Raw genomic sequence first — 23828 nt, 5'->3', positions numbered from 1 at the left:
TTTGGTCTAGGCACGCACAGCCGTCGGCTCGATGCCGGCCGACGGTCGCGTGCCTGATTCTCGGGTCATGCCCCGTACGCGCAAAGGTCGTTGGCTCCTCGTCGTCGACATCGCCGTCCCGCTCGCCCTGTACTACGGCGTGAAGGCGCTCGGTGTGAGCGACCTGATCGCGCTGCTCGCCGGCGTCATCCCCGGTCTGATCAGCTCCGCCGTCTCGCTGGTCCGTGAGCGCCGTACGGACCTGGTCGGGATGGCGGTCGTGGTGAGCATGGTGGCAAGCACGGTCGTCGCAGTGATCGGTGGCGACGCACGCCTCCTGCTCGTCCGCAACGCGTGGATCAGCCTGCCGTTCGCCGGTATCACCTTGTGGTCGCTGCGGCACCCGAAGCCGCTGACCTACATCGTCACCCGCGCGATGTTCGCCCGGCGGGCCGCGCTGATGGACGAGCTCTGGGAGACGAACGCGCGGTTCCGGCACGCCTGGAAGTGGATCACCGTGTTCTGGGGGATCGCGTCGATCGTCGACGCGGTCGTCCGCGTCATCCTCTCGTACACGCTGCCGATCTCCGTCGTGCCGGCGACCGACCCGGTGATCACGGTGCTCACCATCGTCGCGCTGCAGGTCCCGACCATCGTGCTGCTCCGGCGGAGCGGCACTTACCAGCTCGTGTTCGCCCCTCGCCGTCCTACAGTCGTCGGATGACGGACGACAACCTTTCGCAAGAGCGCATGCGTGAGTTGCTCGACTCCGGGGAGGCGACGCCGATGCTCGCCGGGACGGAGGTCGGTCCGACCTGGTACGCGGGCCGCTGGTGGTACGTCCCGGTCGAGGCGGCGGAGGACGTCGACTACCAGCCGGCCGACCCGGAGAAGGCCGAGCGGTTCGACAGTCTCCGGCGCCGGGCAGAAGCCGTCGAGCGAGTGCAGGCGGAGCTGGACGGTCGGCAATGACTCCGCGGGCCGAGCTCCGCGAGCCGAGCCGCGATGAGCTCGCCGCCGCGCAACAGGTGGTGGACCTGTTCGCCGCCGAGGCCCTGCTGGCCCTCGACCGGTACGAGCGGTCTTTCCCGGCAGCTGCGACGGACAAGCCACGGCGTACGGCGGATCGGCTCGCGCACTGGTGGCGCAGGCTGGACGTGGACGACGTACGCCTGGATCCGCACGGAACGGACGCTGAGCAGATCCTCGCGAAGGCGGTCGAGATGTCTGTCGACCCGGACAACGAATGGGGGGTGAGCCTCGAGGAGGCCTCCGCGCAGGCGGTCAACCAGGCCGCGATCGAGGGCCGGACGCTTCCGGTCAGCAGCATCGCGGATCTCCGGAAACAGTTCGACGACGCGTACGGCGGACGCGCGGACGTCCCGTCCCGCGACGACGAATGGCTGGCCCGGTCGCTGACCCGGTTCGCCCGGGCGAGCGTCCTGCGGGACGTGGTCGCCGAAGGAGCGCACGTCCGGGTGAGCGGACCGCTTCGGGAGGCTGCCGACGACCTGGTCCGGCAGGGGCAGCAGTTGATGGACGACCGGATGAACCTCGCCCGGCGTCAGGAGGCGCCGACCAGCCGTCGCGAGGTTCTTCTCCGGCAGGCGCGGATGACCTCGGCGTTCTTCGCCTACACCATGGCCGTCGGTCTCACGGGCGCTCCGATGTGGGCGGAGCTGGCGATGAAGGTGCCCGCGTTGGCGGTGTACGCGAAGGGCACCAGCGATGCCTGGATGGACCACAGCAACGCCGTCGCCACCCGACTCGATCCCGCGCAGGCGCAGCTCCGCTCCGTCCGCACGGGCCTCGCCGACGGCCTCGACACCCCTGCTCCGGCTACCCGCCGCGACACCCGAGCCCTCCGGAACCAGACCCCTCGCCCCGGCCAATCCCGCTGACCCGAGCCACTCGGAGGGCTGGTGTGACTGGGGTGTCGGCGGGGGTGGATAGGCTCAGGGCGTGAGTGAAGGTTTGTTCGATCTCCCGGGTGTTCCCGCGCCGGCCCGTGGGGGCGGCAGTTTGGCGGATGCGGATCACACGGCGGCTCCGTTGGCGGTGCGGATGCGGCCGCGGAGTCTGGACGAGTTGGTGGGGCAGCAGCATCTGCTCGCGCCCGGCTCGCCGCTGCGACGGCTGGTGGAGGGTGACCAGCCGATGTCGCTGTTGCTGTGGGGCCCACCGGGGACGGGCAAGACCACGATCGCGGCAGTGGTGTCACACCAGACCGACCGGAAGTTCGTGGAGCTGTCCGCGGTCACGGCCGGGGTGAAGGACGTGCGGCAGGTGATCGACGGCGCCCGCCGCGACCTGTCCCGCGGGACCGGGACGGTCGAGACTGTCTTGTTCATCGACGAGGTGCACCGCTTCACGAAGGCACAGCAGGACGCGCTGCTGCCCGGCGTTGAGAACCGCTGGGTCACGCTGGTTGCCGCGACGACCGAGAACCCGTTCTTCTCCGTAATCTCCCCGCTGCTGTCGCGCAGTCTCCTGCTCACGCTGGAGTCCCTGACCGACGACGACATCTCGCTGCTCCTGGATCGGGCGCTTTCCGACGAGCGGGGCCTGAACGGCGACTTCGAGCTGGCGCAGGACGCCCGGGACCACCTGCTCAGGATGGCCGGCGGAGACGCCCGCCGCGCACTCACGTACTTGGAAGCCGCAGCCGGCGGAGCCCGCGCCAAGCACGAGCAGGCCGTCAAGTACGAGCAAGCCACCGACCACCCGTCCGAATCAGCCGACGAGGGCGAGACGGCCGGCGGTACGTCGGCCCAGATCAGCAGCGCCCGCCCCGACGACCGCGCTGAGGTGCCGGCCCGGGCGCTCATCGATCTGGTGACGCTGGAGACCGCGGTTGACCGAGCCGCGGTGCGGTACGACCGGGCCGGCGACCAGCACTACGACGTCGCGTCGGCGTTGATCAAGTCGATCCGCGGTTCGGACGTCGACGCCTCGATGCACTACCTGGCCCGGATGATCGAGGCGGGGGAGGACCCCCGCTTCATCGCCCGACGCTTGGTGATCTCCGCGAGCGAGGACATCGGCATGGGCGACCCGACCGCGCTCGGCGTCGCAGTCGCCGCGGCCGAGGCGGTGCAGCTGATCGGTATGCCGGAGGCGCGGATCAACCTCGCGCAGGCAGTCGTCGCACTCGCGCTCGCGCCGAAGTCCAACGCGGTGATCGTGGCCGTCGACGCGGCGATCGCCGACGTGAAGGCGGGCAAGGTCGGGCCGGTCCCGCCGCACCTGCGGGACGCGCACTACGCCGGCGCGAAGAAGATCGGCCACGGCTCGTCGTACGAGTACTCCCACAACGATCCGCGCGGCGTCGTACCGCAGCAGTACGCCCCGGACGTGATCGACGGCACCGACTACTACACCCCCACCCGCCGCGGCGGCGAAGCGGCGTACGCCGATCGAGTGGCCGCCATCCGCAAGATCCTGCGGGACCGGAAAAGCTGAGAGAAGAAGAAGGATACTGAGGGGCGGCCGACCTCGGTGATCGACCGCGAGTTTGACAGCGCCCGCTTGGCGTGTCGAAGCAGACATCGACCCATCGCGATCGAGGACCAAGTGCGAGCCTTTGGTCGTCCGCCGGCGGCCACCCGGTTGGCTGGTTCGCCGAGTCGTGGAGAAGGGCCCCGGGCCGGTACGCCGAGTCGTGGACAGCGGCTGCAAAAGATCGCCAGAACCCACGACTCGACGAATCCGACACCGGATCTGGTTGGTGTCGGGGCCGGCTTCGAGCCCGAGCACGACTTGGCGGTGCAAGCCAAACCCGGACTTCTGAATCGTCCTCACACAAAGACAAGAGAAAAACAAAGGAAGACGAAAAGAAGAGGGATTTGAGGTGGTGGCTGGCTGGCTCCGGTGGTCGACTGCAGGTGGTCGCAGGAGTGCCGTACGTGTCCAGGCCTCTGAGCCGCTGGAGGCGCCTGACCGGTGGCTGGGACGGGTTTGGCCTGCGTTTTGCGGAGGACGGGGTCATGAGTTTCGTACGGGTGCCGGTTGGACCGTTCGAAGGTCGGACGGCGATTGCTGCGGCGTACCGGGAAAACCCGCCGTCGGAGACCATGACGCTGATCGACGACGGCGACGAATTGGCGCGTTTCCGCTGGTCGGGCGGTGGGACCGGTTCGATGGAGCTGCGATGGGCACCCGACGGGGCCGTTCAGGCACTCACGGTGAGCTTCGATTGAAGCGTTCGAATCGGTAGGCTGCTTTTCGGCCTGGGGGCGAAAGGTTTTGCGTTTTGTGAGGCAGTCCAGTCCGCGGCACATCCGTCGACGTACTCCGCTCCTGAAGTTGGGTGTCGGAGCAGCAGCGCTGGCTCTGGTGGCAGGCGCCCTGTTCCTGATCCCGTTCCGGTCGCACGAGACGGCGACGACCCAGGCAGCGCCGTCGTCCGCCCCGAGCGTCTCCACCCCGAGCGTCGAGCGATCGCAAGGTACGTCGAGGTCCACTACGAGACCGAAGCTCCCTGTCGGCAAGCCGTTGGTGCCGTTGAGCCCGTCTGCTACTCCGAGCGAGCCAGCACCGCCTTGGGTAGGACCGGAACCGACGCGATCCGCCACCCAGGAACCGACGACCACAACGCCGACCACCACCCAGCCGACGTCACCACCGACCAAGCCAACCAGCCCGATCCCAACCAGCCCAACCGCAACGACGCCGTCAACGCCAACAAGCCCGACGACGCCAACGACCCCGACCACCCCGACGCCGACCGCAAGCCCAACGACACCGAGCCAAACGCCCGCAGCGACCCCCTCGCCCCCGGCCACGCCGACCCCGGCCGAGACGACCCCCACGGAGACGCCACCGACCCCGTGAGCCGGTTTGGTTGGCGACTGTGATGTGAGGGATGGTGTCCTGGAGCGGAGTGCGGTATGGCCGCGCGATAGGGTCGTGCCTCCATAAGGGCACAACGGGCTCGCTACGGGAAGGTGGATCGTTTCCATGAGCGTCGGTGAAGTCGCGGGGCTGATAGCCGCCTGCGCGCTGCTCATCCTGGTAGGCCTGCTGGCTTATCCGATCCTGAAGCTGGGCAAGGTGTTCGACGAGACCCGGATCATGGTCAAGGGCGTCTCCGATTCCAGCATCCCGCTGCTCGGTGAGGTGACCACGACCGTGGCGACCACGAACGCCCAACTGGCGAAGGTGGACACGATCACCGACAACGCCACCACGGTGACCACCAACGCGGCCGCGCTGATGTCGCTGTTCTCGGCCACCGCCGGCGGCCCGCTGGTGAAGGCAGCCGCCTTCACGTACGGCGTCCGCCGCGCGCTCGGCGACCAGCAGCGCAAGGACGTGAGCCGCCGGGTGAAGGAAGAGATGAAGGCCGAGCGGAAGGCGCGGAAACGGTGAAGCGGATCATCTGGCTGATCGTCGGGATCGCCGTCGGCGTGTACGCCGTCACCCGGCTGAAGAAACGTGCACAGCTCCTCGCTCCGGACAGTGTCCAGGAGTCCGCGGCGAAGCTGTCCGCCGCGGTCCGGCACTTCGGCGACCAGGTCCGCGAGGGCATGGCCGAGCGGGAGACCGAGCTGCGTGACGCGCTGGGCATCGAGACCACAAACGATCGTGAGGACTACCGGTAACACCCATGGAAACCAGTGAGATCAGGCGACGGTTCCTGCAGTACTTCGAGGACCGGGGCCACACCGTGGTGCCGAGTGCCCCGCTCCCGTCGCCGGACCCGAACCTGTTGTTCAACGTCGCCGGCATGGCGCAGTTCGTCCCGTACTTCGTCGGCCAGCAGACCCCGCCGTACGACCGGGCCACCAGCGTGCAGAAGTGTGTCCGGACCCTCGACATCGAGGAAGTCGGCAAGACCACGCGGCACGGCACGTTCTTCCAGATGAACGGCAACTTCTCCTTCGGCGACTACTTCAAGGAGAAGGCCATCGAGTACGCCTGGGAGCTGGTCACCAAGCCCCAGAACGAAGGCGGCTACGGCTTCGACGAGTCGGTTCTGTACGCATCGGTGTACTACGACGACGACGAGGCGATCGACCTCTGGAAGCGGATCGCCGGCCTGCCCGACGACCGGATCGTCCGGCTCGGGATGAAGGACAACTTCTGGTCGATGGGCATCCCGGGTCCGTGCGGCCCGTGCTCGGAGATCCTGATCGACCGCGGCCCGGAGTTCGGCGCGGACCGGGACTGGGAGGCGGGCGACCGCTACCTGGAGTTCTGGAACCTGGTCTTCATGCAGAACATCCGCGGCGAGGGCGGCGGCAAGGACGGCTACGAGATCCTCGGCGAGCTGCCGAAGAAGAACATCGACACCGGTCTCGGCCTGGAGCGGGTCGCGTACCTGCTGCAGGGCGTCGACAACATGTACGAGATCGACGAGATCTTCCCGGTGATCGAGAAGGCGTCCGAGCTCAGCGGCCGCAAGTACGGCGTGGAGCACGTCGACGACGTCCGGTTCCGCGTGGTCGCCGACCACGTCCGCAGCGCGCTGATGCTGATCGGCGACGGCGTCACCCCGGGCAACGAGCAGGGCGGTTACGTACTGCGTCGCCTGCTCCGCCGGGCGATCCGTTCGATGCGGCTGCTGGGCTACGAGGACCCGAGCCTGGTCGAGCTGCTGCCGACGAGCCTCGAGCAGATGAAGAAGTCGTACCCGGAGCTGGAGGCCGACTTCGGCCGGATCAGCCAGGTCGCGTATGCCGAGGAGGAGGCGTTCCGCCGTACTCTCACGGCCGGTACGACGATCTTCGACGTCGCGGTGAAGGACACCAAGGCGAGCGGGGCACACCAGCTCGAGGGCGCGAAGGCGTTCCAGCTGCACGACACGTACGGCTTCCCGATCGACCTGACCGTCGAGATGGCCGCCGAGCAGGGCCTGAACGTCGACACCGAGGGCTTCCGCTCCTTGATGAAGGAGCAGCGCGAGCGCGCCAAGGCGGACGCCCGCGCGAAGAAGGCCGGTCACGCCGACACCTCCGGCTACCGCGAGCTGCGGGAGAAGGGTGCCACCGAGTTCACCGGGTACCAGGAGCTCTCCAGCGACTCGCAGGTGCGCGGTCTGCTCCGTGAGGGCGCGGTCGCGCCGTTCGCCGAGCAGGGCGAGACGGTCGAGGTCGTGCTGGAGAAGACCCCGTTCTACGCGGAGTCCGGCGGCCAGATCGCCGACGAGGGCCTGATCCTCGGGGACGGCCTGAAGCTGAAGGTTCTCGACGTCCAGCGCCCGGTCAAGGGCCTGATCGTGCACCGCGTCGAGGTCCTCGAGGGCGTACTGCGTCCCGGCGAGAACGTGCACGCGGCTGTCGACCACGAGTGGCGGGTCTCGGCCTGCCAGGCGCACTCCGGCACGCACGTCGTGCACGCCGCGCTGCGCCAGGTGCTCGGCCCGAACGCGTTGCAGAGCGGTTCGTACAACAAGCCCGGTTACCTGCGGCTCGACTTCGCCTGGTCGTCGGCGCTGGACCCGGCGACCCGTTCGGAGATCGAAGAGGTCGCGAACCTCGCCGTACGGCAGGACCTCCCGGTGTCGGCGCAGTACATGACGCTGCCGGAGGCGCGGGAGTGGGGCGCGCTGGCGCTGTTCGGTGAGACGTACGACGAGCAGGTCCGAGTGGTCGAGATCGGCGGGCCCTGGTCGCGTGAGCTCTGCGGTGGCACGCACGTGAAGCACTCGTCGCAGGTCGGCGCGGTGACCGTCACAGGCGAGTCGTCGGTGGGCGCCGGCGTACGGCGGATCGAGGCGTTCGTCGGCCTGGAGGCGCTGCACTACCTCGGCCGCGAGCGCGCGCTGGTCCGCCTGCTCAGCGAGAACCTGAAGACCCGGCCGGAGGAGCTTCCCGCGAAGGTCGCCGACCTGGCCGAGCGGCTGCGCGCCGCGGAGAAGGAGCTCGAGCGCGTCCGCGCCGCCCAGGTCCTCGAGGCCGCGGCCGAGCTGGCCAAGGACCCGAAGGACGTGTTCGGCGTCCAGTACGTCGGACACCGTGCGCCCGACGGCGTGAACGGCGGCGACCTGCGCAAGCTGGCGCTGGACATTCGCGGCCGGATGTCGAACGAGAAGCCGGCCGTGATCGCCGTACTGAGCGTGAACGACGGCAAGCCCGGCATCGTGATCGCGCTCAACGACATGGCCCGCGAGTGGCGGCTCAAGGCCGGTGACCTGGTCCGGGTCGCGGCCGAGAAGCTCGGCGGTCGCGGCGGCGGCAAGGACGATGTCGCGCAGGGTGGCGGCACGGATCCGGCCGGTGCCGACGAGGCGCTGGCGGCGGTCGAGCACACCGTCGGCCACCTCGTCACAGGCTGATCGAGGACTACCACAGATGAGACCACGTAGATGAGAACCGGCGTGCGGATCGCGCTCGATATCGGGGATGCCCGGATCGGCGTCGCGAGCAGCGATCCGCACGGAATCCTGGCCACGCCTGTGGAAACCGTCCGGCGTGGGCCCGGGGATCTGGATAGGATCGCCGCACTCGCCGCCGAACTGGAGGCGTTCGAGATCGTGGTCGGGCTGCCGCGCTCCCTGTCCGGGGGCGAGGGACCGGCCGCGGTGAAGATCCGGGAGACGGCGGCGCAGGTGCTGGACAAGATGCGTGAGGGGACGACGATGCGGCTGGTGGACGAGCGGTTCACCACCGTCACCGCCGAACGGATGCTGCGGGAGCGGGGAAAGAAGGGCTCCAAGCGGCGCGCCGTGGTCGATCAGGCCGCGGCGGTCGTGATTCTGCAACATGCGCTCGACCTCGAGCGCGAGACCGGCAACCCGCCCGGGAGGCCCCTGTGAACGGACCATCGGTGGATCAAGAGCTGAACGAGGGCGAGGAGCAGGCCGACGATCTCGGTAGCGGCCTCGGTCTGCGGGCAGAGACCCGCGTCGAGCGTCGCGCGAACCGGCGCCGGGCCCGCAGCCGCCGGGCGTTCGGCTGCTTCGCCGGTCTGGTCTCGCTGATCGTCGTCGGTGCGATCGTGGCCGGCGCCGTGGTCGGCTTCGGCAAGGGCAAGGACGCGCTGGAGGGCGTGTTCTCCGCGCCGGACTACACCGGCCAGGGCACCGGGACCGTGCAGGTCGAGATCTCCAAGGGTCAGTCGACCTCTTCGATCGCCGACACGTTGGAGAAGAAGGAGGTCGTCAAGAGTGCCCGCGCGTTCGAGCGCGCGGCCCGTGACGACACACGGTCGCTGCAGATCCAGGCTGCGACCTACACGCTGCACAAGCACATGTCGGCCAAGGCCGCTCTGGCGCTGATGCTGAACACGGCCGAGTCGATCAAGGTGATGCGGGTCAGCGTCCCGTCCGGGGAGACCAAGGGCGACGTCGCGGTCATCCTGCAGAACAAGCTCAAGCTGCCGGCCGGCTCGGCCGCGACCGCGATCAACCACCCGGCATCGCTCGGCCTGCCGGCGTACGCGAAGGGCAATCCCGAGGGCTTCCTCTACCCGGCGACGTATGACGTGCCGAAGAACGCGAACGCGACCGTGATGCTCAAGCTGATGACCGCGAAGTACGCGTCGATCGCCAAAGAGCTGAACCTGGTGCAGACCGCGCAGCACAAGAAGCTGGATCCGTACCAGGCGGTGATCGTGGCCAGCATCATCGGCGCGGAGACCAACAAACAGGCCGACTACGGCAAGGTCGCGCGGGTGATCTACAACCGGCTGGCGGCCGGGATGTACCTGGGCATGGACTCGACGGTCCACTACGTGGTCGGTAAGGACGGCGGCGTCTACACGACGCCCGAGCAGCGCAAGAACCCCTCGCCGTACAACACCTACAACCACAAGGGTCTGCCGCCGTCGCCGATCAACTCGCCGACCCGGCTGGAGCTCAGCGCCGCGCTGAACCCGACGCCGGGCGACTGGAAGTACTTCACGCTGGTCAACCTGGACACCGGCGAGACCGCGTTCGCCAACACGTATGCGGAACACCAGGTCAACGTGAAGAAGCTCCAGACCTGGTGCCAGGCGCACACGGGGAAGTGCTGAGTTGACCCGATGCGCTGTGCTCGGTTCGCCGATCGCGCATTCGCTGTCACCGGCGATGCATCGGGCCGCGTACGCCGAGCTCGGACTGGACTGGCGGTACGACGCGTTCGAGGTGCTCGAGGACGAACTGCCCGCGTTCGTGGCATCGCTCGGTGACGACGTCCGTGGGCTGTCGCTGACGATGCCGTTGAAGCGCATCGCACTCGAACTCGTCGACACGGTCGATCCGGTCGCGGAGCTGATCGGCGCCGCGAACACGATGCTGTTCGAGACTGACGGATCGCGGTCCGCCCACAACACCGACGTACCTGGGCTGATCAACGCGTTCGCCGAGCAGGGCATCACCGCAGCCGAGACCGCCGTCGTGGTCGGTGGCGGTGCGACGGCCGCATCCACCTTGGCGGCGCTGCGCGGCATGAAGGTCAACGAGGTGACCGTCGTCGTCCGGGAGATTTCGAAGGCCGAGCGGCTGCTGGATCTGGCCGCGGAGCTCGGACTCCGGACGTCGGTGGCGGACTTCTCGCAGGTGGAGCAGATCGGCGGCTTCGACTTGTGCGTGTCGACCCTGCCTGGTGGCGCGGTCGATCCGTGGGCCGAGCACTTCGCGTCGGTGGCGCCGGTGGTGTTCGACGTGGCGTACCACCCCTGGCCGACCAAGCTCGCGATCGCGGCGCACCGGATCGGTACAGAGCTGTTGAACGGACTTGATCTACTCGTGCATCAGGCGACCCTCCAGGTGGAGATGATGACGGGTAGGTCGCCGGCTCCTCTGGCGGCCATGAGGTCGGCCGCGCGTGAGGAGTTGGGGGATCGTGAGCCTGCTTGACCGCCGTACCGTACTGAAGGCCGGCAGCGCCGCAGCCGTCGTCGGACTGACCGGATGCGGGGACTCCAAGGACAACGCGGGCGGTACGACGAGCCCGTCCGACACACCCACGGCGTCCGCACCAAGCACCTCTGCTCCGACCACGACGGCTCCCAGCAGCACGGCTGTGCCGACGACCACGACGCCGAGCAGCAACCCGAGTACGTCGGCCCCGACGCTGACTTCGACCGCGCCGAACTGGAACACCTTCTCCCGCTCGCTGGCCGGCAAGGTCTACCTGCCCTCGACGTCCGGCTACGCCGCCGCGCACCAGCTGTTCAACCCGCGCTGGGACAGCGTCCGCCCGACCGCCGTCGTGAAGGCCGCGAACCCCGCCGACGTACAGAAGGCGATCAACTTCGCCCGCGACAACAAGCTCGTGCTCGTGCCGAAGAGCGGCGGCCACTCGTACGTCGGTGCATCCACGATCGCCAACGGCATGCAAGTCGACGTCGGCGCTCTGAAAACCATGAGCTACTCGAACGGCATCCTCACCGTCGGCGCCGGAGCCCGGCTGTACGACGTCCACGCGTTCCTCGACCGGTACGGGCGCTCGCTGCCGACCGGCACCTGTCCGACCGTCGGCGTCGCCGGCCTCACGCTCGGCGGCGGGATGGGGATCCACACGCGTACGTACGGGCTGACGTGTGACCGGGTTGTGTCGATGGGCGTCTTCACTGCGGACGGGAAGTCGCACAACGTCAGCGCGACCGTCGAGCCGGACCTGTTCTGGGCACTGCGCGGCAGCGGTGGCGGCAACCTCGGCGTGGTCACGTCGTTCCGGTTCTCCACGATCCCGGCGACCAATCTCGGGTTCTTCCGGCTGACCTGGCCCGAGTCGCAGGCGGCGGCCGTCGTTCGCGGCTGGCAGAAGTTCGCCCAGGCCGCGCCGACTACGGCCTGGGGCAATCTGCATATCGATGCCCAGAGCAACGGAACGCTGTCGATCCATGTGCTCGGCGTCTCCACCACCGGCAACGCGAACGCGGCGGCCGCGCAGCTGGAGTCGTTCGTCGGCGCGAAGGCCTCGGCGCGGACCATCAGCGTCAAGTCGCATATGGAGGCGGTGAAGTATCTCGGGGGCGGGACGACGAGTCCGCGGCAGGGCTTCCTGGCGGGTTCCGACGTACTGAAGGGTGCGATGGATGCGGCGACGATCACCGCGCTGCTCGGTGCGGTGAAGGCGGGGGCGCGGGCCAAGACGCCGGCGTCGGCGATCCTCGACCCGCTCGGTGGACAGGCCTCGAAGCAGCCGGCCGGCGGCGCATCGTGGCCGTGGCGCAGCGCGCTGGGCGTGATCCAGTGGTACTCGTCCGCGCAGGGCACGACCGCGAAAACCTTCATCGCCAACGGCCATCGCGCTGTCCGTGTGGCCTCAGCCGGTGCCTACGTCAACTATCTCGAGGCCGGCCGAGCAGTCAGTTCGTACTACGGCGGCAGCACGGCCAAGCTGCAGGCGGCGAAGAAGAAATACGACCCGTCCAACTTCTTCCACACCCCGTACACCCTTGCCTAGCTAGTGTTCCGCCAGTGAAGCTTTGGCGGGTTGTGGCGGGTGTGCTGGCAGTCGGGTTCATTGCGGCCGGGGTGACGCCTGCCTGGGCGTGCGCATGTGGTGGCTACCTGCCGGACGCGCAGTCGCGAGCCCGCGCGTACGGCGAGAACGCCTTGGTCCAGCACGACGGCGGCACCGAGAAGATCACGCTCTCGATGGCGATCAACGGCATCTCGAAGAAGGCTGCCTGGATCATGCCGGTCCCGGCCGCTGCGAAGGTCGAGCTCGGCGACGACCAGCTGTTCTACCGGCTCGACCAGCTGACGCGGCCGAAGATCGTCTACAAGAAGACGTACTGGCCGTTCCGCGACCTCGGGATCATGGGCAACCGCGACCTGGCCGGCGAGGCGGCGCCCGGTTCCGGGGTCAACGTCCGCCAGCAAATGGTCCTCGGCCCGTTCGCGGTCGCGCGGCTCACCGGCTCGACCGGTACTGCGGTCACGGACTGGCTGCGCACAAACGGATACGTCGTACCGGCGACGCTGGCCGCGAACCTCACGCCGTACCTGACGGAGAAGTGGGAGATCGTGGCCGTGAAGCTCGCGCCGAAGCGGGACGGTGAGAGCCTGAGCGGGGCAACGCCGCCGCTGCGACTCACATTCGCATCAGAGCGGATCGTCTACCCGATGCGCCTGAGCAAAGGCGCGACGACCTCCCAGACGGTCACGGTGTACGTCGCGGCCGAGCACCGGGTCGACGCGACGAAGCTGCCGGATGCGTCGGTGAAGCCTGAACTGCTGTTCGCCGGCCGGGTCGAGGACGATGCGCTGACGACGCCGGCCACCTTCTTGACGGCATACACGGCGACGTACAGCGAGCCGGGCCGGATCACCGACGACTTCACGTTCGCGCCGGCCGCGACGGACGCGGAGTACCAGCGGGTCGAGGTCGTCACGACGAATGACGGCTTCTGGAGCACGGTCGGCGTGCTCTTCGGCGGCCTACTCCTGATCGGCGTCGGTGCGGCTGTGATTGCCCGCGTGCTGGTGCGCCGGTCCCGCCTCAGCTGACGAAGTCGAGCCGGTGGTCGTGGCCGGCGAAGCTGAACGTGTCGCCGGCGTGCAGGCCCTCGAGAGCCGCGTAGATCGGGGCGTCGGCCGCGATCCCTTCGTACGTCGCGCCGTCGCAGTCGAATGCGGCCGCGACCACGCCCACGACGTACCGATCGCCGTCGAATCCGATGATCGCGCCCAGCCCGACCTCGCTCCGCGGCCCGAAGTCGAGCTTCTCGATCTGGGCGCGGATGCCCGCCTGCCGCTGCTCCCGGCCCTCGAGCAGCCGACCGAGATCGCCGGCCTCGGAGGCTTGCGACTGGTCGTCGACCGAGAACGACGAGTCCTGGTCGAGCATCGCGGCCGAATCCTTCCGGGCCACGTCGCCCCGGGCCGCCTGCAGTTCGGCCTCGACCTGCCGTAGCAGCGCGTCTTTGACCCGGCCCTTGTCCACGGCGTTCATCGTCAGTCCTTCCCGAGATGACCTTTCGATCACACTCCCACACTCTTGTCCACAGGGCTCGCGAAGTCGGGTCACAGGATCGTCTAGGCTCCTGGATCGTGCCGGCTGACAACGCAGTGCTCGCCGCGGGGATCGGTGTGGTCCTCTGCGGTTCGGCTGCGGCTGTCCTCGGCCCCTGGCTGATGCGCAACATCCCCGAGCCGGTGCTGGAAGAGGGCGAGACCAAGGTCCTGTATGCATCGGTGGCCGGCCGGCGAGCGGCCTACTGGTGTGGCGGGCTCGCGGCGGTGGCCGGGGGACTGCTGGGCTGGATGCTCGGGCTGGATGCCGTGCTGCCCGCGTGGCTGGCGCTCGCGGTGGCCGGGGCGGTGCTCGGGTACATCGACGCGCGGACGCGGTTCCTGCCCTCGGTGATCATCTGGCCGACGTACGTCGTCGTCGCGGCCGGCTTGCTGGCGGCCGCGGTCGCGACGGGGGACTGGGGATCGTTGCGCCGGGCAGTGATCGCCGGGGCGATCGGGTTCGCGGTGTTCTACGTGCTGTGGTTCGCGTTCCCGCGCGGCGTCGGGTTCGGCGACGTACGCCTGTCCGGGCTGCTCGGACTGGCGCTCGGCTGGCTGGGCTGGGGGCAGTTCGCATCCGGTTTGTACGGCGGGTTCTTCCTCGGCGCGCTCGTCGGCATCGTGCTGATCGCCGCGCGGGTGATGACGCGCAAGCAGATGGTCCCGTTCGGGCCGTTCATGCTGGTCGGCGCGTTGGCCGGCGTACTGCTCGGTGCGCCGCTAGAGCGGTTGTACGCCGGATAGGGGATCCCCGCACTCCACCAGATGGTTGATGTGCGGGCACTGCCCGCCTTCCTAGGGTCGAAGCATTCGAACTCGGGAGGGAATCTCAATGCCAGTCAGTCGTCGTGGTCTTCTGGCCGGGACTGCAGTCGCGGGTGCGGCTCTCGCCGTTCCAGGTACTGCGTCTGCCGCCCCGTCGGCGCCTATCGGTGCCAAGATCGGTCCGGGTGACGCTCGCTATCTGGATCTCGTCACCCGCGGGCAGAACCGGCGCTTCGTCGGCACACCCGACTACATCCGGGTGATCCGGTCGCCGCAGGACGCGGTCGACGCCGTACAGGAGGCGGTCCGCAGCGGCAAGCGGATCGCGGTCCGCGGTGGTGGGCACTGCTTCGAGGATTTCGTGGACAGCAGCGACATCGAGGTCGTGCTGGACATGTCGACGAACAACGACATCGCCTGGGATCCGCAGTACCGGGCCTTCTCGGTCGGCTCCGGCGCGATCCTCGAGAACCTCTACAAGGAGCTGTTCTTCGGCTGGGGCCTGACCGTGCCGGCCGGCGGCTGTCTCGGCGTCGGTGTCGGCGGCCACTTCGCCGGTGGCGGGTACGGTCCGCTCTCGCGCAAGTACGGCTCGGTCGTCGACCACCTGTACGGCATGGAGGTCGTGGTCGTCGACGCCCGCGGCCGGGCCCGCACCGTGGTCGCGACCCGTGAGAACGAGCACCGCGACCTGTGGTGGGCGCACACCGGTGGCGGCGGCGGGAACTTCGGCGTCGTGGTCCGGTACCTGCTCCGCAGCAGCGGCTCGACCGGCCGGACGCCGGAGCAATCGTTGCCCAAGGCACCGGCCGCGCTCCGCTCGACGGTGCTGGTGTACGACTGGTCGAAGACCACCCAGGCCGACTTCGTCCGCACGATGCGGAACTGGTTCACGTTCTTCGAGCAGCACAACACGCCGGACTCGCCGTACGCGACGCTCTACGCGCCGTTCGTGATCACCCAGAAGAAGGCCGGACAGTTCCTGCTCTCGACCCAGCTCGACGCCGCCGCGCCGAATTCGGAACAGCTCATGAACGCGTTCAACGCCGCGATCACGACCGGCGTGCAGGCCAAGCCGCAGACGATCGACATGGGTGTCGGCCCGTTCCTGCACCTGACGATGGAGCGCTCGATCGGCGAGACGGCGACGCCGAGCCGCGGCAAGTACAAGGCGGCGTACCTGAAGAAGGGTTACACCGACGCGCAGATCGTCGCGATGTACAACGGGCTCACCGACCAGGACTACAACGGGCCGGAGTCGTCGATTCTGCTCGTCCCGTACGGCGGCAAGGTGAACACGGTCCCTTCGAACGCCACCGCGGCCGCGCAGCGGGACGTGGTCTGCAAGATGGTGCTCACTGCGTCCTGGGAGTCCGCCGCCGACGACGCGATGCACCTCGCCTGGGCGCGCAAGGTGTACGGCGACATCTACCGCGAGACGGGCGGCGCACCGGTGCCGAACGCGACCAACGCCGGCTCGTACATCAACTACCCGGACACCGACCTGGCCGATCCGGCGTACAACAAATCCGGTGTGCCGTGGCACGACCTGTACTACCTGGGCAACTACCCGCGGCTGCAGCAGATCAAGTCGAAGTGGGACCCGCGCAACGTGTTCCACCACAAGCTCTCGATCGAGCCTGCCTAGTCACCAGCCCGGGTAGCGCGTGGTCCAGGTGGTGTGTGGACCGTAGTCGCCGTGCAGACGCTTGCCCTGGGCGAACTCCAGGGCGAAGTCGTCGGCGAGTTGGAGGATGACCGGGCGGCCCTCGACGGTGAAGACGAGCTCTGCGGGGAGAGCCGTCTCGCCGTGGAGGGCGCCCAGGATGTTGCCGCAGATCGCGCCGGTGGAATCGCTGTCGCCGGAGTGGGTGACGGCGAGCGTGAGCGCGTCGAGGAACTGGTCAGGCTCCGGGTAGGCGAGTGCTGCGAAGACCGCGATGGCGAGCGCCTCCTCGGCGATCCACCCGCCGCCGAGTCGCTCGACCGTGACGGGTCCCGCGGGAGCTGTCGCAGCCAGGTGTCGCGCGAATGTGAGCGCAGTACTCGTCTCCTCGTGGCCGTCGTGCTGTTTGAGGAGCTCGGTTGCGCGGGAGAGCGCGTCGTCCAGGTTGGCACCGTTGCAGAGCTCGTGGATGATCGCGGCGAGCGCGCCGGACGCGAGCTTGCCGGTCGGGTGACCGTGCGTGTACCCGGCGGCCGTCGCGGCCGAGTCGAAGATCCAGTCTGTCGGGAAGTACTCCGGCAGCAGCCCGAACGGCGCGACCCGCATCACCCCGCCGCATCCCTTCGAGTCGTTCACCGCCTCGCCGCCGTACTGCGGGATCTGGGGCTCGCCCTTGCGGGCCTCGGTCAGCGCGTTGAGGCAGGTGTTGCCGGGCGCGCGACGCGCATACAGCCACTGCTCGCTGGCCAGCCACCCGTCCTGCTCGCCGATCGGTCCGGGCAGGTTCTGCGTGTCCAGCCACCGGTCGTACGCGTGGTGCACGACCCCGACCGTGAACCCGATCCCGCGATCCGTCCGTACGCCGGCCCGGATCAGCCCCTCGACCGTGAACAGCGTCATCTGGGTGTCGTCGGTGATCGTTCCGGCAGGCCAGCCGTCGCCTCCCGGAAGGAACGTCCGTACGCCGTCCGGGTGCTTCGCGACGATCGACCGCCCGTCCTCGAACTCCACCGGTCCGCCCAGCGCGTCCCCGATCGCGCCGCCCAGCAAGCACCCACGCACCCGCGCCCGCCACGTCTCCTCAGCCTGCCGACTCATGCCAGGACCCTATCCGGGGTGGTGTCAGCGCTACCCCAAGACGGGTTCCAGGCCCAGTTCACCCGGCGCTTCCAACTTCTACGGTCGTTGGTATAAGGAATCGACCGTTCAAGGGAGCAGGCGATGACCCCCGCATTCCGTCGTACCGCCGGGCGCCTGGCCGTGGCGGCGCTCGCCACCACCGCCCTCACCGGCGCCGCGATCGCCGGCGGTCAAGCAGCCAACGCCTCCACCACCTGCAACGAGTCCCCGATCATCAAAACCCTCGACGTAGTCCTCTCCGTCCGCGACGGCCTGACCCAAGACACCCAAACCTGCCGCTGACCTGGTGCTGACTCTGAGACCGCCGTCCGGGGATCGAGTCAGGCGTGAAAGAATCCGGGCATGCTGCGCTGGCTTACCGCCGGCGAGTCGCACGGACAAGCGCTCGTCGCCGTACTTGAAGGTCTTCCCGCGGGGGTTGAGGTCACCACTGATGATGTGGCCGATGCCCTGGCCCGTCGGCGGCTCGGCTACGGCCGGGGTGCCCGGATGAAGTTCGAGCGGGACGAGGTGACGTTCCTCGGTGGTTTCCGGCACGGGCTAACCCTCGGGAGCCCGTGCGCCATCCAGGTCGGCAACACCGAGTGGCCGAAGTGGGAGCAGGTGATGAGCGCGGATCCGGTCGACGCGGAGACGCTCGCCGGCCTCGCGCGGAACGCGCCGCTGACCCGCCCGCGGCCCGGTCACGCCGACCTGGCCGGCATGCAGAAGTACGGGTTCGACGAGGCCCGCCCAGTGCTCGAGCGTGCCAGCGCCCGCGAGACCGCCGCCCGGGTCGCCCTGGGCGAGGTCGCGGCCCGGTTCCTCCGGCAGTCGTACGGCGTGACGATCGTCAGCCACGTCGTCGAGCTCGGCACGGTCAAGGCGCCGTACGGCGTGATCCCGGCGTACGGCGATGTCGCGAAGCTGGACGCTGATCCGGTGCGCTGCCTCGACCCGGACGCGAGCAAGCAGATGGTCGCGGAGATCGACGCCGCGCAGAAGGCCGGAGACACGCTCGGCGGCGTGGTCGAGGTCGTCGTCGACGGACTTCCGCCGGGCCTCGGCAGCTACGTGCACTGGGACCGGCGGCTCGATTCCAAGCTGGCCGGTGCGCTGATGGGCATCCAGGCGATCAAGGGCGTCGAGCTCGGTGACGGGTTCGAGCTCGCGCGGACGCCGGGTTCGAAGGCGCACGACGAGATCGTCGCCTCCGATGGTGCGATCCGGCGGACGAGTGGGCGCTCGGGTGGCACCGAAGGCGGGATGAGCACCGGCGAGACGCTCCGGGTCCGCGCCGCGATGAAGCCGATCGCGACCGTGCCGCGGGCATTGCGGACGATCGACACGTCGACCGGCGAGGCTGCGTCCGCGCACCACCAGCGGTCGGATGTCTGCGCCGTACCGGCTGCCGGCATCGTCGCCGAAGCGATGGTCGCGCTGGTGCTGGCCGAGGTCTCGCTGGAGAAGTTCGGCGGCGACTCGGTCGCGGAGACCGCGCGGAACCACCAGTCGTACCTGGCGAACCTGCCGACCACGATCACCCCGCGGGAGTGGGAGTGAGCCCGGTCGTCGTCCTGGTCGGGCCGCCGGGATCGGGTAAGTCCACGATCGCGGCGCTGCTGGCCGAGCGGTTGAAGGCCACGCACCGCGACACCGACACCGATATCGAGGCCGGCGCGGGCAAGCCGATCTCCGAGATCTTCGTCGACGAGGGCGAACCGCACTTCCGCAAGCTGGAGCGGGCCGCGATCGTCGAGGCGCTGAAGGGCGACGGCGAGGTGCTGTCGCTCGGCGGCGGCGCGATCCTGGACCCGGCGACCCGCGCCGACCTGGCCGGCCACACGGTCGTCTTCCTCGACGTCAGCCTCGGTGAGGCATCCAAGCGCGTCGGCCTGAGCGTTGCCCGGCCGCTGCTGCTCGGCAACGTCCGCACCCAACTCCGCAACCTGATGGAAGCCCGTCGGCCCTTGTACGCCGAGGTCGCCAAGCTGACCGTGACCACGGACAACAAGACCCCCGACGAGATCGCCGACGAAATCCTGGAGCACCTCGCATGACCGACGCCCCGACGCGGATTCGCGTCGCCGCGGCGGCGCCGTACGACGTTGTCATCGGCAACAATCTGCTGGCCGAGTTGCCGGGGCTGCTGGGGGAGGGCGTGCAGCGGGTTGCTGTCGTGCACCCGCGGGCGCTCTGCGAGACCGGCGACGCGATCCGCGACGACCTCACCGCCTCCGGGTTCACCGCGCACGCGATCGAGATCCCGGACGCGGAGGAGGCCAAGACCGCCGAGGTGCTGGCGTACTGCTGGTCCGTGCTCGGCCAGGCCGGCTTCACCCGCTCGGACGCGATCGTCAGCGTCGGCGGCGGTACGACGACCGACCTCGCCGGCTTCGTCGCCGCGACCTGGCTGCGCGGCGTGAAGGTCGTGCACATCCCGACCACTCTGCTCGGCATGGTCGATGCTGCCGTCGGCGGCAAGACCGGCATCAACACCGCCGAAGGCAAGAACCTGGTCGGTGCCTTCTGGGAGCCGGCCGGCGTGCTGTGCGACCTGGCCGCCCTCGAGAGCCTGCCGCAGAACGACTACGTCAGCGGTCTCGCCGAGGTCGTGAAGTGCGGGTTCATCGCCGACCCCGTGATCCTCGACCTCGTCGAGAAGGACCCGGCCGCCGCGACGAGTCCGTCGTACGGCGCGACCGAGGAGCTGATCGCCCGCTCGATCCAGGTGAAGGCCGACACGGTCGGCGCGGATCTGCGCGAGCGGACCACGACCGTCGGCGGCCAGATCGGTCGCGAGGCGCTGAACTACGGGCACACGCTCGGCCACGCGATCGAGCGCGTCGAGCGGTACAAGTGGCGTCACGGTGCCGCGATCAGCATCGGCATGGTGTTCGTCGCCGAGCTGGCCCGCGCCGCCGGCCGCCTCGACGATGCGACCGCCGACCGGCACCGCGCCGTACTGGAATCTCTCGGCCTCCCGGTCACGTACCGCGCCGACGCCTGGCCGCACCTGCAGGACGCGATGAAGCTCGACAAGAAGACCCGGGCCGACCGCCTCCGCTTCGTCATCCTCGACGCGCTGGCCAGACCCACCATCCTCGAGGCGCCCGACCCCAGCCTGCTGATCGCGGCGTACGGCGAGATCAGCTAGCCCGACCCTTACACAAGTTGTCGGGGGTCGGCACAGGTTATTGCCTGTGCCGACCCACCGGATCCTGTGTCGACCCCGGCGCGTTGTGGGAGGATGGAAGCCCCTCGGAAAGGGCTTTCCATATGAGTAAGCAGCGGATCGCGATCGTCGGTACAGGCGGGATCGCCGCCTCGCACGCCCGGGCGGTCACCGCGCTCGCGGAGCGGGCCGAGCTGGTCGCGGCGGTCGACGTCGACCTGGGTCGGGCCAAGGAATTCGCCGACAAATGGAACATCCCGGCGACGTACCCAAGCCTGACCGACCTGCTCGCGGCGGACCGTGTCGACCTCGTCCATCTTTGTACTCCGCCGAACTCGCACGTCCCGCTCGCCGTGGAATGCCTGGCAGCGGACATCGACGTGTACATGGAGAAGCCGCCGACCCTCTCGCTGGACGAGTTCGACAAGCTGGTGGCGGCGGAGGACAAGTCCTCGGCGCAGGTCGCATGCGTCTTCCAGCATCGGTTCGGATCCGGTGCCGTCCGGCTGCGGCAGCTCCTTGAGGACGGCGTACTCGGCCGACCGTTGGTTGCCCTGTGCAACACCGTCTGGTACCGCGACGACGCGTACTTCGATGTGCCGTGGCGCGGCACGTTCGACGTCGAGGGCGGCGGGCCGACCATGGGGCACGGCATCCATCAGTACGACCTGCTGCTGTCGATCCTCGGCCCGTGGGAGAAGGTGACCGCGCTCGCGGCCCGGCAGGCTCGCCCGACGCAGACCGAGGATGTCTCGCTGGCGCTGGTGACTTTCGAGAACGGCGCCGTCGCCTCGGTCGTCAACTCGCTCGTTTCCGCGCGTCAGACGTCGCAGCTCCGCTTCGATTGCGCCAACGCGACCGTCGAGCTGGAACACTTATACGGCTACAAGAACCCCGACTGGACCGTTACGCCGGCGCCTGGCCACGAGGAGATCGCAGACGCCTGGTCCGCCGACCTCCCCGACGTACCGAGCGGCCACACTGCCCAGCTGGCCGCGATCCTGGACGCCAAGGCGGCGGGCACGCCAACCCCGGTCACCCTCGCCGAGGCACGCAACACGCTCGAACTCGCCGCAGCCATCTACGCGTCAGCCTTCACCGACAAGCCGATCCGCCGCGGCGAACTGGCCCCTGGTACGCCGTACGCCCAACGCATGGGCGGCCCCGGCGCCCCGTGGAGTGCATAGCTCAGCTCCGATGGCAGCGGCAGGTTGTGGAGCACGTCGAGGCGGGAGACAGCTCTCGTAAGGATCACGTAGAGCCGGTTCAGGCCGCGGGGCTCGTCGGTGACGATGTCGGCGGGCTCGACGGCGATCACGTGGTCGTACTCGAGGCCCTTGGCCAAGCTCGCCGGTACGACCGCCACTCGGCCGTCGCCGTCCGCTGCGACGATCTCGATGCCGGCCGTCTTCAATGCATCGGCCAGTGCCGGTAGTTCGTGGTCGGCGGCGATCACGCCGACTGAGCCTTCCCGGGTGAGCGCCTGCTGCACGCTCTGAACACACGCCGCCGGAAGGTCGTCGACGCGGGTGATGGTCAGCTCGCCGTCGGAGCGGAAGGATGTGGTTGGCGGGACGTCGACGTCGAGGGACGCCAGTAGACGGTTCGCCAGCTCGACGACGGCGGCGGGCACGCGATAACCGGTGCTCAGGGCAACAATCTCCGCCGTCGGCTTTCCGAGATGGCCGAGCTGCGTCGGCCAGTCGGTCGCGGCCCAGGCCGTCGTACCTTGAGCCAGGTCGCCGAGCACGGTCAGCGAACTGTGCTCGCTGCGCCGCGCGATCGCCCGGCACTGCATGGGGGAGAGGTCCTGCGCCTCATCCACAATCACATGGCCGTACGTCGGCACGCGCTCGAGCAACGCACTCACCTCGTCGAGCAGTACTGCGTCCGCCGCCGTCCACCTCGCGCTCTTCGCCTTCCGCGGCCTCGGCCACCTGATGGCGTCGAGCTCGGCCGCGTTCAGGATCCCGTCCGCAGCACTTGAGGGATCGCTCAGCACCTCGGCGAGCACCTCGTCCGCCTTCAGCTGTGGCCACACCGCCTCGACGTCCGGCGTCACGGCCCGAGCCATCCGGCGCAGCCAGACGCCGTTGCAGTTCCGCCCGCGAGCCTCCGCCTGTCGTTGCAATGCCGCGACGATCCGCGCGATCACCCGCTCACGACCGGTCAGGTACGTCGTCGCATCCGCCTCGGCCTCCACCACCATCTCCGCGAACTCGTGCTGGTTGACGCGCCACTTGTACGACTCGTCGCTCACCACGACCGCCTGCGACGGGCGACCGATCCGCGCGTACACCGCCTTCCGCAGTACCTCGGCCATCCGCACGTCGTGCTTTGCCGTCGCGGCAGCGTGCGTGTCCGTCGCGCGGACCTCGCGGTCCAGCAGTTGCTCGATCGTGGTCTGCTCGACGTCGACCTCGCCCAGCGTCGGGAGTACGGCGGAGATGTAGTGCAGGAACGCCCGGTTCGGACCGAGCACGAGTACGCCGTTCCGCGTGAGCCGGGACCGATGCGCGTAGAGGAGGTACGCCGCTCTATGCAGGCCGACCGCTGTCTTGCCGGTCCCGGGTGCGCCTTGTACGCAGACCGAGACGTCGAGGTCGGTCCGTACCAGCGTGTCCTGCTCCGGCTGGATCGTCGCGACGATGTCCCGCATCGGGCCGACCCGGGCGCGCTCGATCTCACGGCGTACCAAGTCACTTCCGCCGGACGGCGGGCCGGTCAACAGGCGCTCGTCCTCGAAGCTCGTCAGCGTCTGACCGGACCAGCCGAACCGGCGGCGGGTCTCGATCCCACGCGGCTCGACCGCGGACGCCTGGTAGAACGCGGCCGACACCGGCGCACGCCAGTCGATCACCATCGGCGGCCGGCCGATCGCGTCCGAGACATGCCGCCGCCCGAGGTAGTACGCCTGCCCCCGGTGCTCGCCGGCGACCGAGCCGGGCCCGCCGTGGCCGCGGTGCTCGCCGGCGACCGAGCCGCCAGTCTCGTAGGCGATCACGCCGAAGAACGGCGGGTTGTCGCCCTCCTCGCCCATGTCCCGCGCGAGCGTCTTGAGGTAGAACCCCAGCCGCTCGGCCGTGTACCGGTCGCCCCAGGTGTGCTCGCCGACCGCCACGTTCTCCCGCGCGCCGGCCACCATCCGCCGCAAGGCCTCCCAGCACCGCTCGGCGTACTCGCGCTCCGAAGCCAGATCCCGCATCCACCCCTCCAGGCAAAAGATTAAC

At 69.0% G+C, this 23828-nt stretch carries 24 protein-coding genes; 21 read left to right on the top strand and 3 right to left on the bottom strand.

Translation table 11 applies throughout. The annotated features are described in order from the left end of the window. Positions 1-67 precede the first annotated feature (67 nt). The 14 genes from ACQPYH_RS26275 to ACQPYH_RS26210 all read left to right on the top strand — a co-directional run bounded on the left by ACQPYH_RS26275 (position 68) and on the right by ACQPYH_RS26210 (position 13366). On the top strand, positions 68-703 hold the full coding sequence (locus ACQPYH_RS26275; protein WP_432876392.1) for a VC0807 family protein: 636 nt from the start codon (positions 68-70) through the stop codon (positions 701-703). Next, entirely contained in the window at positions 700-951 is a 252-nt protein-coding gene (locus ACQPYH_RS26270; protein ID WP_432876390.1) for a hypothetical protein, read from the top strand. Before ACQPYH_RS26275 ends, ACQPYH_RS26270 begins: the two co-directional genes overlap by 4 nt. Continuing rightward, a complete protein-coding gene (locus ACQPYH_RS26265; RefSeq protein ID WP_432876388.1) occupies positions 948-1880 on the top strand; it encodes a hypothetical protein in 933 nt (310 codons plus the stop codon). Before ACQPYH_RS26270 ends, ACQPYH_RS26265 begins: the two co-directional genes overlap by 4 nt. A 61-nt stretch (positions 1881-1941) precedes the next feature. Then, complete coding sequence (locus ACQPYH_RS26260; RefSeq protein ID WP_432876386.1) at positions 1942-3441, top strand: replication-associated recombination protein A; 1500 nt, start codon at positions 1942-1944, stop codon at positions 3439-3441. A 524-nt stretch (positions 3442-3965) separates the two neighbouring features. Next, positions 3966-4178 carry a hypothetical protein gene (locus ACQPYH_RS26255; protein WP_432876385.1) on the top strand — a complete coding sequence of 71 codons (213 nt, stop codon included), beginning with the start codon at positions 3966-3968 and terminating at the stop codon, positions 4176-4178. 342 nt (positions 4179-4520) lie between these two features. Beyond that, a complete protein-coding gene (locus ACQPYH_RS26250) occupies positions 4521-4835 on the top strand; it encodes a hypothetical protein (RefSeq protein ID WP_432876383.1) in 315 nt (104 codons plus the stop codon). A gap of 103 nt (positions 4836-4938) precedes the next feature. After that, a complete protein-coding gene (locus tag ACQPYH_RS26245; protein WP_130449641.1) occupies positions 4939-5349 on the top strand; it encodes a DUF948 domain-containing protein in 411 nt (136 codons plus the stop codon). Then, positions 5346-5582 carry a DUF6167 family protein gene (locus ACQPYH_RS26240; protein WP_130449639.1) on the top strand — a complete coding sequence of 79 codons (237 nt, stop codon included), beginning with the start codon at positions 5346-5348 and terminating at the stop codon, positions 5580-5582. Before ACQPYH_RS26245 ends, ACQPYH_RS26240 begins: the two co-directional genes overlap by 4 nt. Positions 5583-5587: 5 nt before the next feature. Further along, positions 5588-8257: an alanine--tRNA ligase gene (gene alaS / locus ACQPYH_RS26235; RefSeq protein ID WP_432876380.1), complete on the top strand. Its 2670-nt coding sequence runs from the start codon at positions 5588-5590 to the stop codon at positions 8255-8257. A 30-nt stretch (positions 8258-8287) separates the two neighbouring features. Then, entirely contained in the window at positions 8288-8737 is a 450-nt protein-coding gene (gene ruvX, locus ACQPYH_RS26230) for a Holliday junction resolvase RuvX (protein WP_432876378.1), read from the top strand. A gap of 11 nt (positions 8738-8748) precedes the next feature. Then, positions 8749-9936: an endolytic transglycosylase MltG gene (mltG, locus tag ACQPYH_RS26225; protein ID WP_432876377.1), complete on the top strand. Its 1188-nt coding sequence runs from the start codon at positions 8749-8751 to the stop codon at positions 9934-9936. 1 nt (position 9937) lies between these two features. Continuing rightward, positions 9938-10762, top strand: coding sequence for a shikimate dehydrogenase (locus ACQPYH_RS26220; RefSeq protein WP_432876375.1), 825 nt, complete (start codon positions 9938-9940; stop codon positions 10760-10762). Beyond that, positions 10749-12317 carry an FAD-binding protein gene (locus tag ACQPYH_RS26215; protein ID WP_432876373.1) on the top strand — a complete coding sequence of 523 codons (1569 nt, stop codon included), beginning with the start codon at positions 10749-10751 and terminating at the stop codon, positions 12315-12317. Before ACQPYH_RS26220 ends, ACQPYH_RS26215 begins: the two co-directional genes overlap by 14 nt. A gap of 14 nt (positions 12318-12331) precedes the next feature. Next, positions 12332-13366, top strand: coding sequence for a DUF2330 domain-containing protein (locus ACQPYH_RS26210; protein ID WP_432876371.1), 1035 nt, complete (start codon positions 12332-12334; stop codon positions 13364-13366). Here ACQPYH_RS26210 and ACQPYH_RS26205 read toward each other — a convergent pair. Next, on the bottom strand, positions 13359-13811 hold the full coding sequence (locus ACQPYH_RS26205; RefSeq protein WP_432876369.1) for a hypothetical protein: 453 nt from the start codon (positions 13809-13811) through the stop codon (positions 13359-13361). The two genes, ACQPYH_RS26210 and ACQPYH_RS26205, sit on opposite strands and share 8 nt — an antisense overlap. Positions 13812-13909: 98 nt before the next feature. Between ACQPYH_RS26205 and ACQPYH_RS26200 the strand changes: the two genes are divergently transcribed. Both ACQPYH_RS26200 and ACQPYH_RS26195 read left to right on the top strand, forming a co-directional pair. Further along, positions 13910-14617 (top strand): prepilin peptidase, encoded by a 708-nt coding sequence (locus ACQPYH_RS26200; protein WP_432876367.1) that lies wholly within the window; start codon positions 13910-13912, stop codon positions 14615-14617. 88 nt (positions 14618-14705) lie between these two features. Beyond that, the gene (locus ACQPYH_RS26195; protein WP_432876365.1) at positions 14706-16286 is read left to right on the top strand and encodes an FAD-binding protein; all 1581 of its coding nucleotides are present in this window, start codon (positions 14706-14708) and stop codon (positions 16284-16286) included. Here ACQPYH_RS26195 and ACQPYH_RS26190 read toward each other — a convergent pair whose 3' ends face one another. Next, the gene (locus tag ACQPYH_RS26190; protein ID WP_432876363.1) at positions 16287-17402 is read right to left on the bottom strand and encodes an ADP-ribosylglycohydrolase family protein; all 1116 of its coding nucleotides are present in this window, start codon (positions 17400-17402) and stop codon (positions 16287-16289) included. A 123-nt stretch (positions 17403-17525) separates the two neighbouring features. Here ACQPYH_RS26190 and ACQPYH_RS26185 point away from each other — a divergent pair, with 123 nt between their 5' ends. The 5 genes from ACQPYH_RS26185 to ACQPYH_RS26165 all read left to right on the top strand — a co-directional run bounded on the left by ACQPYH_RS26185 (position 17526) and on the right by ACQPYH_RS26165 (position 21785). After that, on the top strand, positions 17526-17726 hold the full coding sequence (locus ACQPYH_RS26185; RefSeq protein WP_432876361.1) for a hypothetical protein: 201 nt from the start codon (positions 17526-17528) through the stop codon (positions 17724-17726). A gap of 60 nt (positions 17727-17786) precedes the next feature. Beyond that, positions 17787-18986: a chorismate synthase gene (gene aroC, locus ACQPYH_RS26180; RefSeq protein ID WP_432876359.1), complete on the top strand. Its 1200-nt coding sequence runs from the start codon at positions 17787-17789 to the stop codon at positions 18984-18986. Beyond that, the gene (locus tag ACQPYH_RS26175; protein ID WP_432876357.1) at positions 18983-19483 is read left to right on the top strand and encodes a shikimate kinase; all 501 of its coding nucleotides are present in this window, start codon (positions 18983-18985) and stop codon (positions 19481-19483) included. Before aroC ends, ACQPYH_RS26175 begins: the two co-directional genes overlap by 4 nt. Beyond that, positions 19480-20580 (top strand): 3-dehydroquinate synthase, encoded by a 1101-nt coding sequence (aroB, locus tag ACQPYH_RS26170; protein WP_432876355.1) that lies wholly within the window; start codon positions 19480-19482, stop codon positions 20578-20580. The genes ACQPYH_RS26175 and aroB overlap by 4 nt, the downstream gene beginning before the upstream one ends. 122 nt (positions 20581-20702) lie before the next feature. Next, positions 20703-21785, top strand: coding sequence for a Gfo/Idh/MocA family protein (locus ACQPYH_RS26165; protein ID WP_432876353.1), 1083 nt, complete (start codon positions 20703-20705; stop codon positions 21783-21785). On the opposite strand, the gene ACQPYH_RS26160 is transcribed toward ACQPYH_RS26165, so the two are convergent. Then, positions 21680-23803 carry a HelD family protein gene (locus ACQPYH_RS26160; RefSeq protein WP_432876352.1) on the bottom strand — a complete coding sequence of 708 codons (2124 nt, stop codon included), beginning with the start codon at positions 23801-23803 and terminating at the stop codon, positions 21680-21682. The two genes, ACQPYH_RS26165 and ACQPYH_RS26160, sit on opposite strands and share 106 nt — an antisense overlap. Positions 23804-23828 lie beyond the last annotated feature (25 nt).

The sequence above is a fragment of the Kribbella sp. CA-245084 genome (assembly GCF_050942355.1).
GTDB lineage: Bacteria > Actinomycetota > Actinomycetes > Propionibacteriales > Kribbellaceae > Kribbella.
Note: the sequence above shows the minus strand (reverse complement) of the source record. Positions and strands in the feature narration are given on the sequence as shown.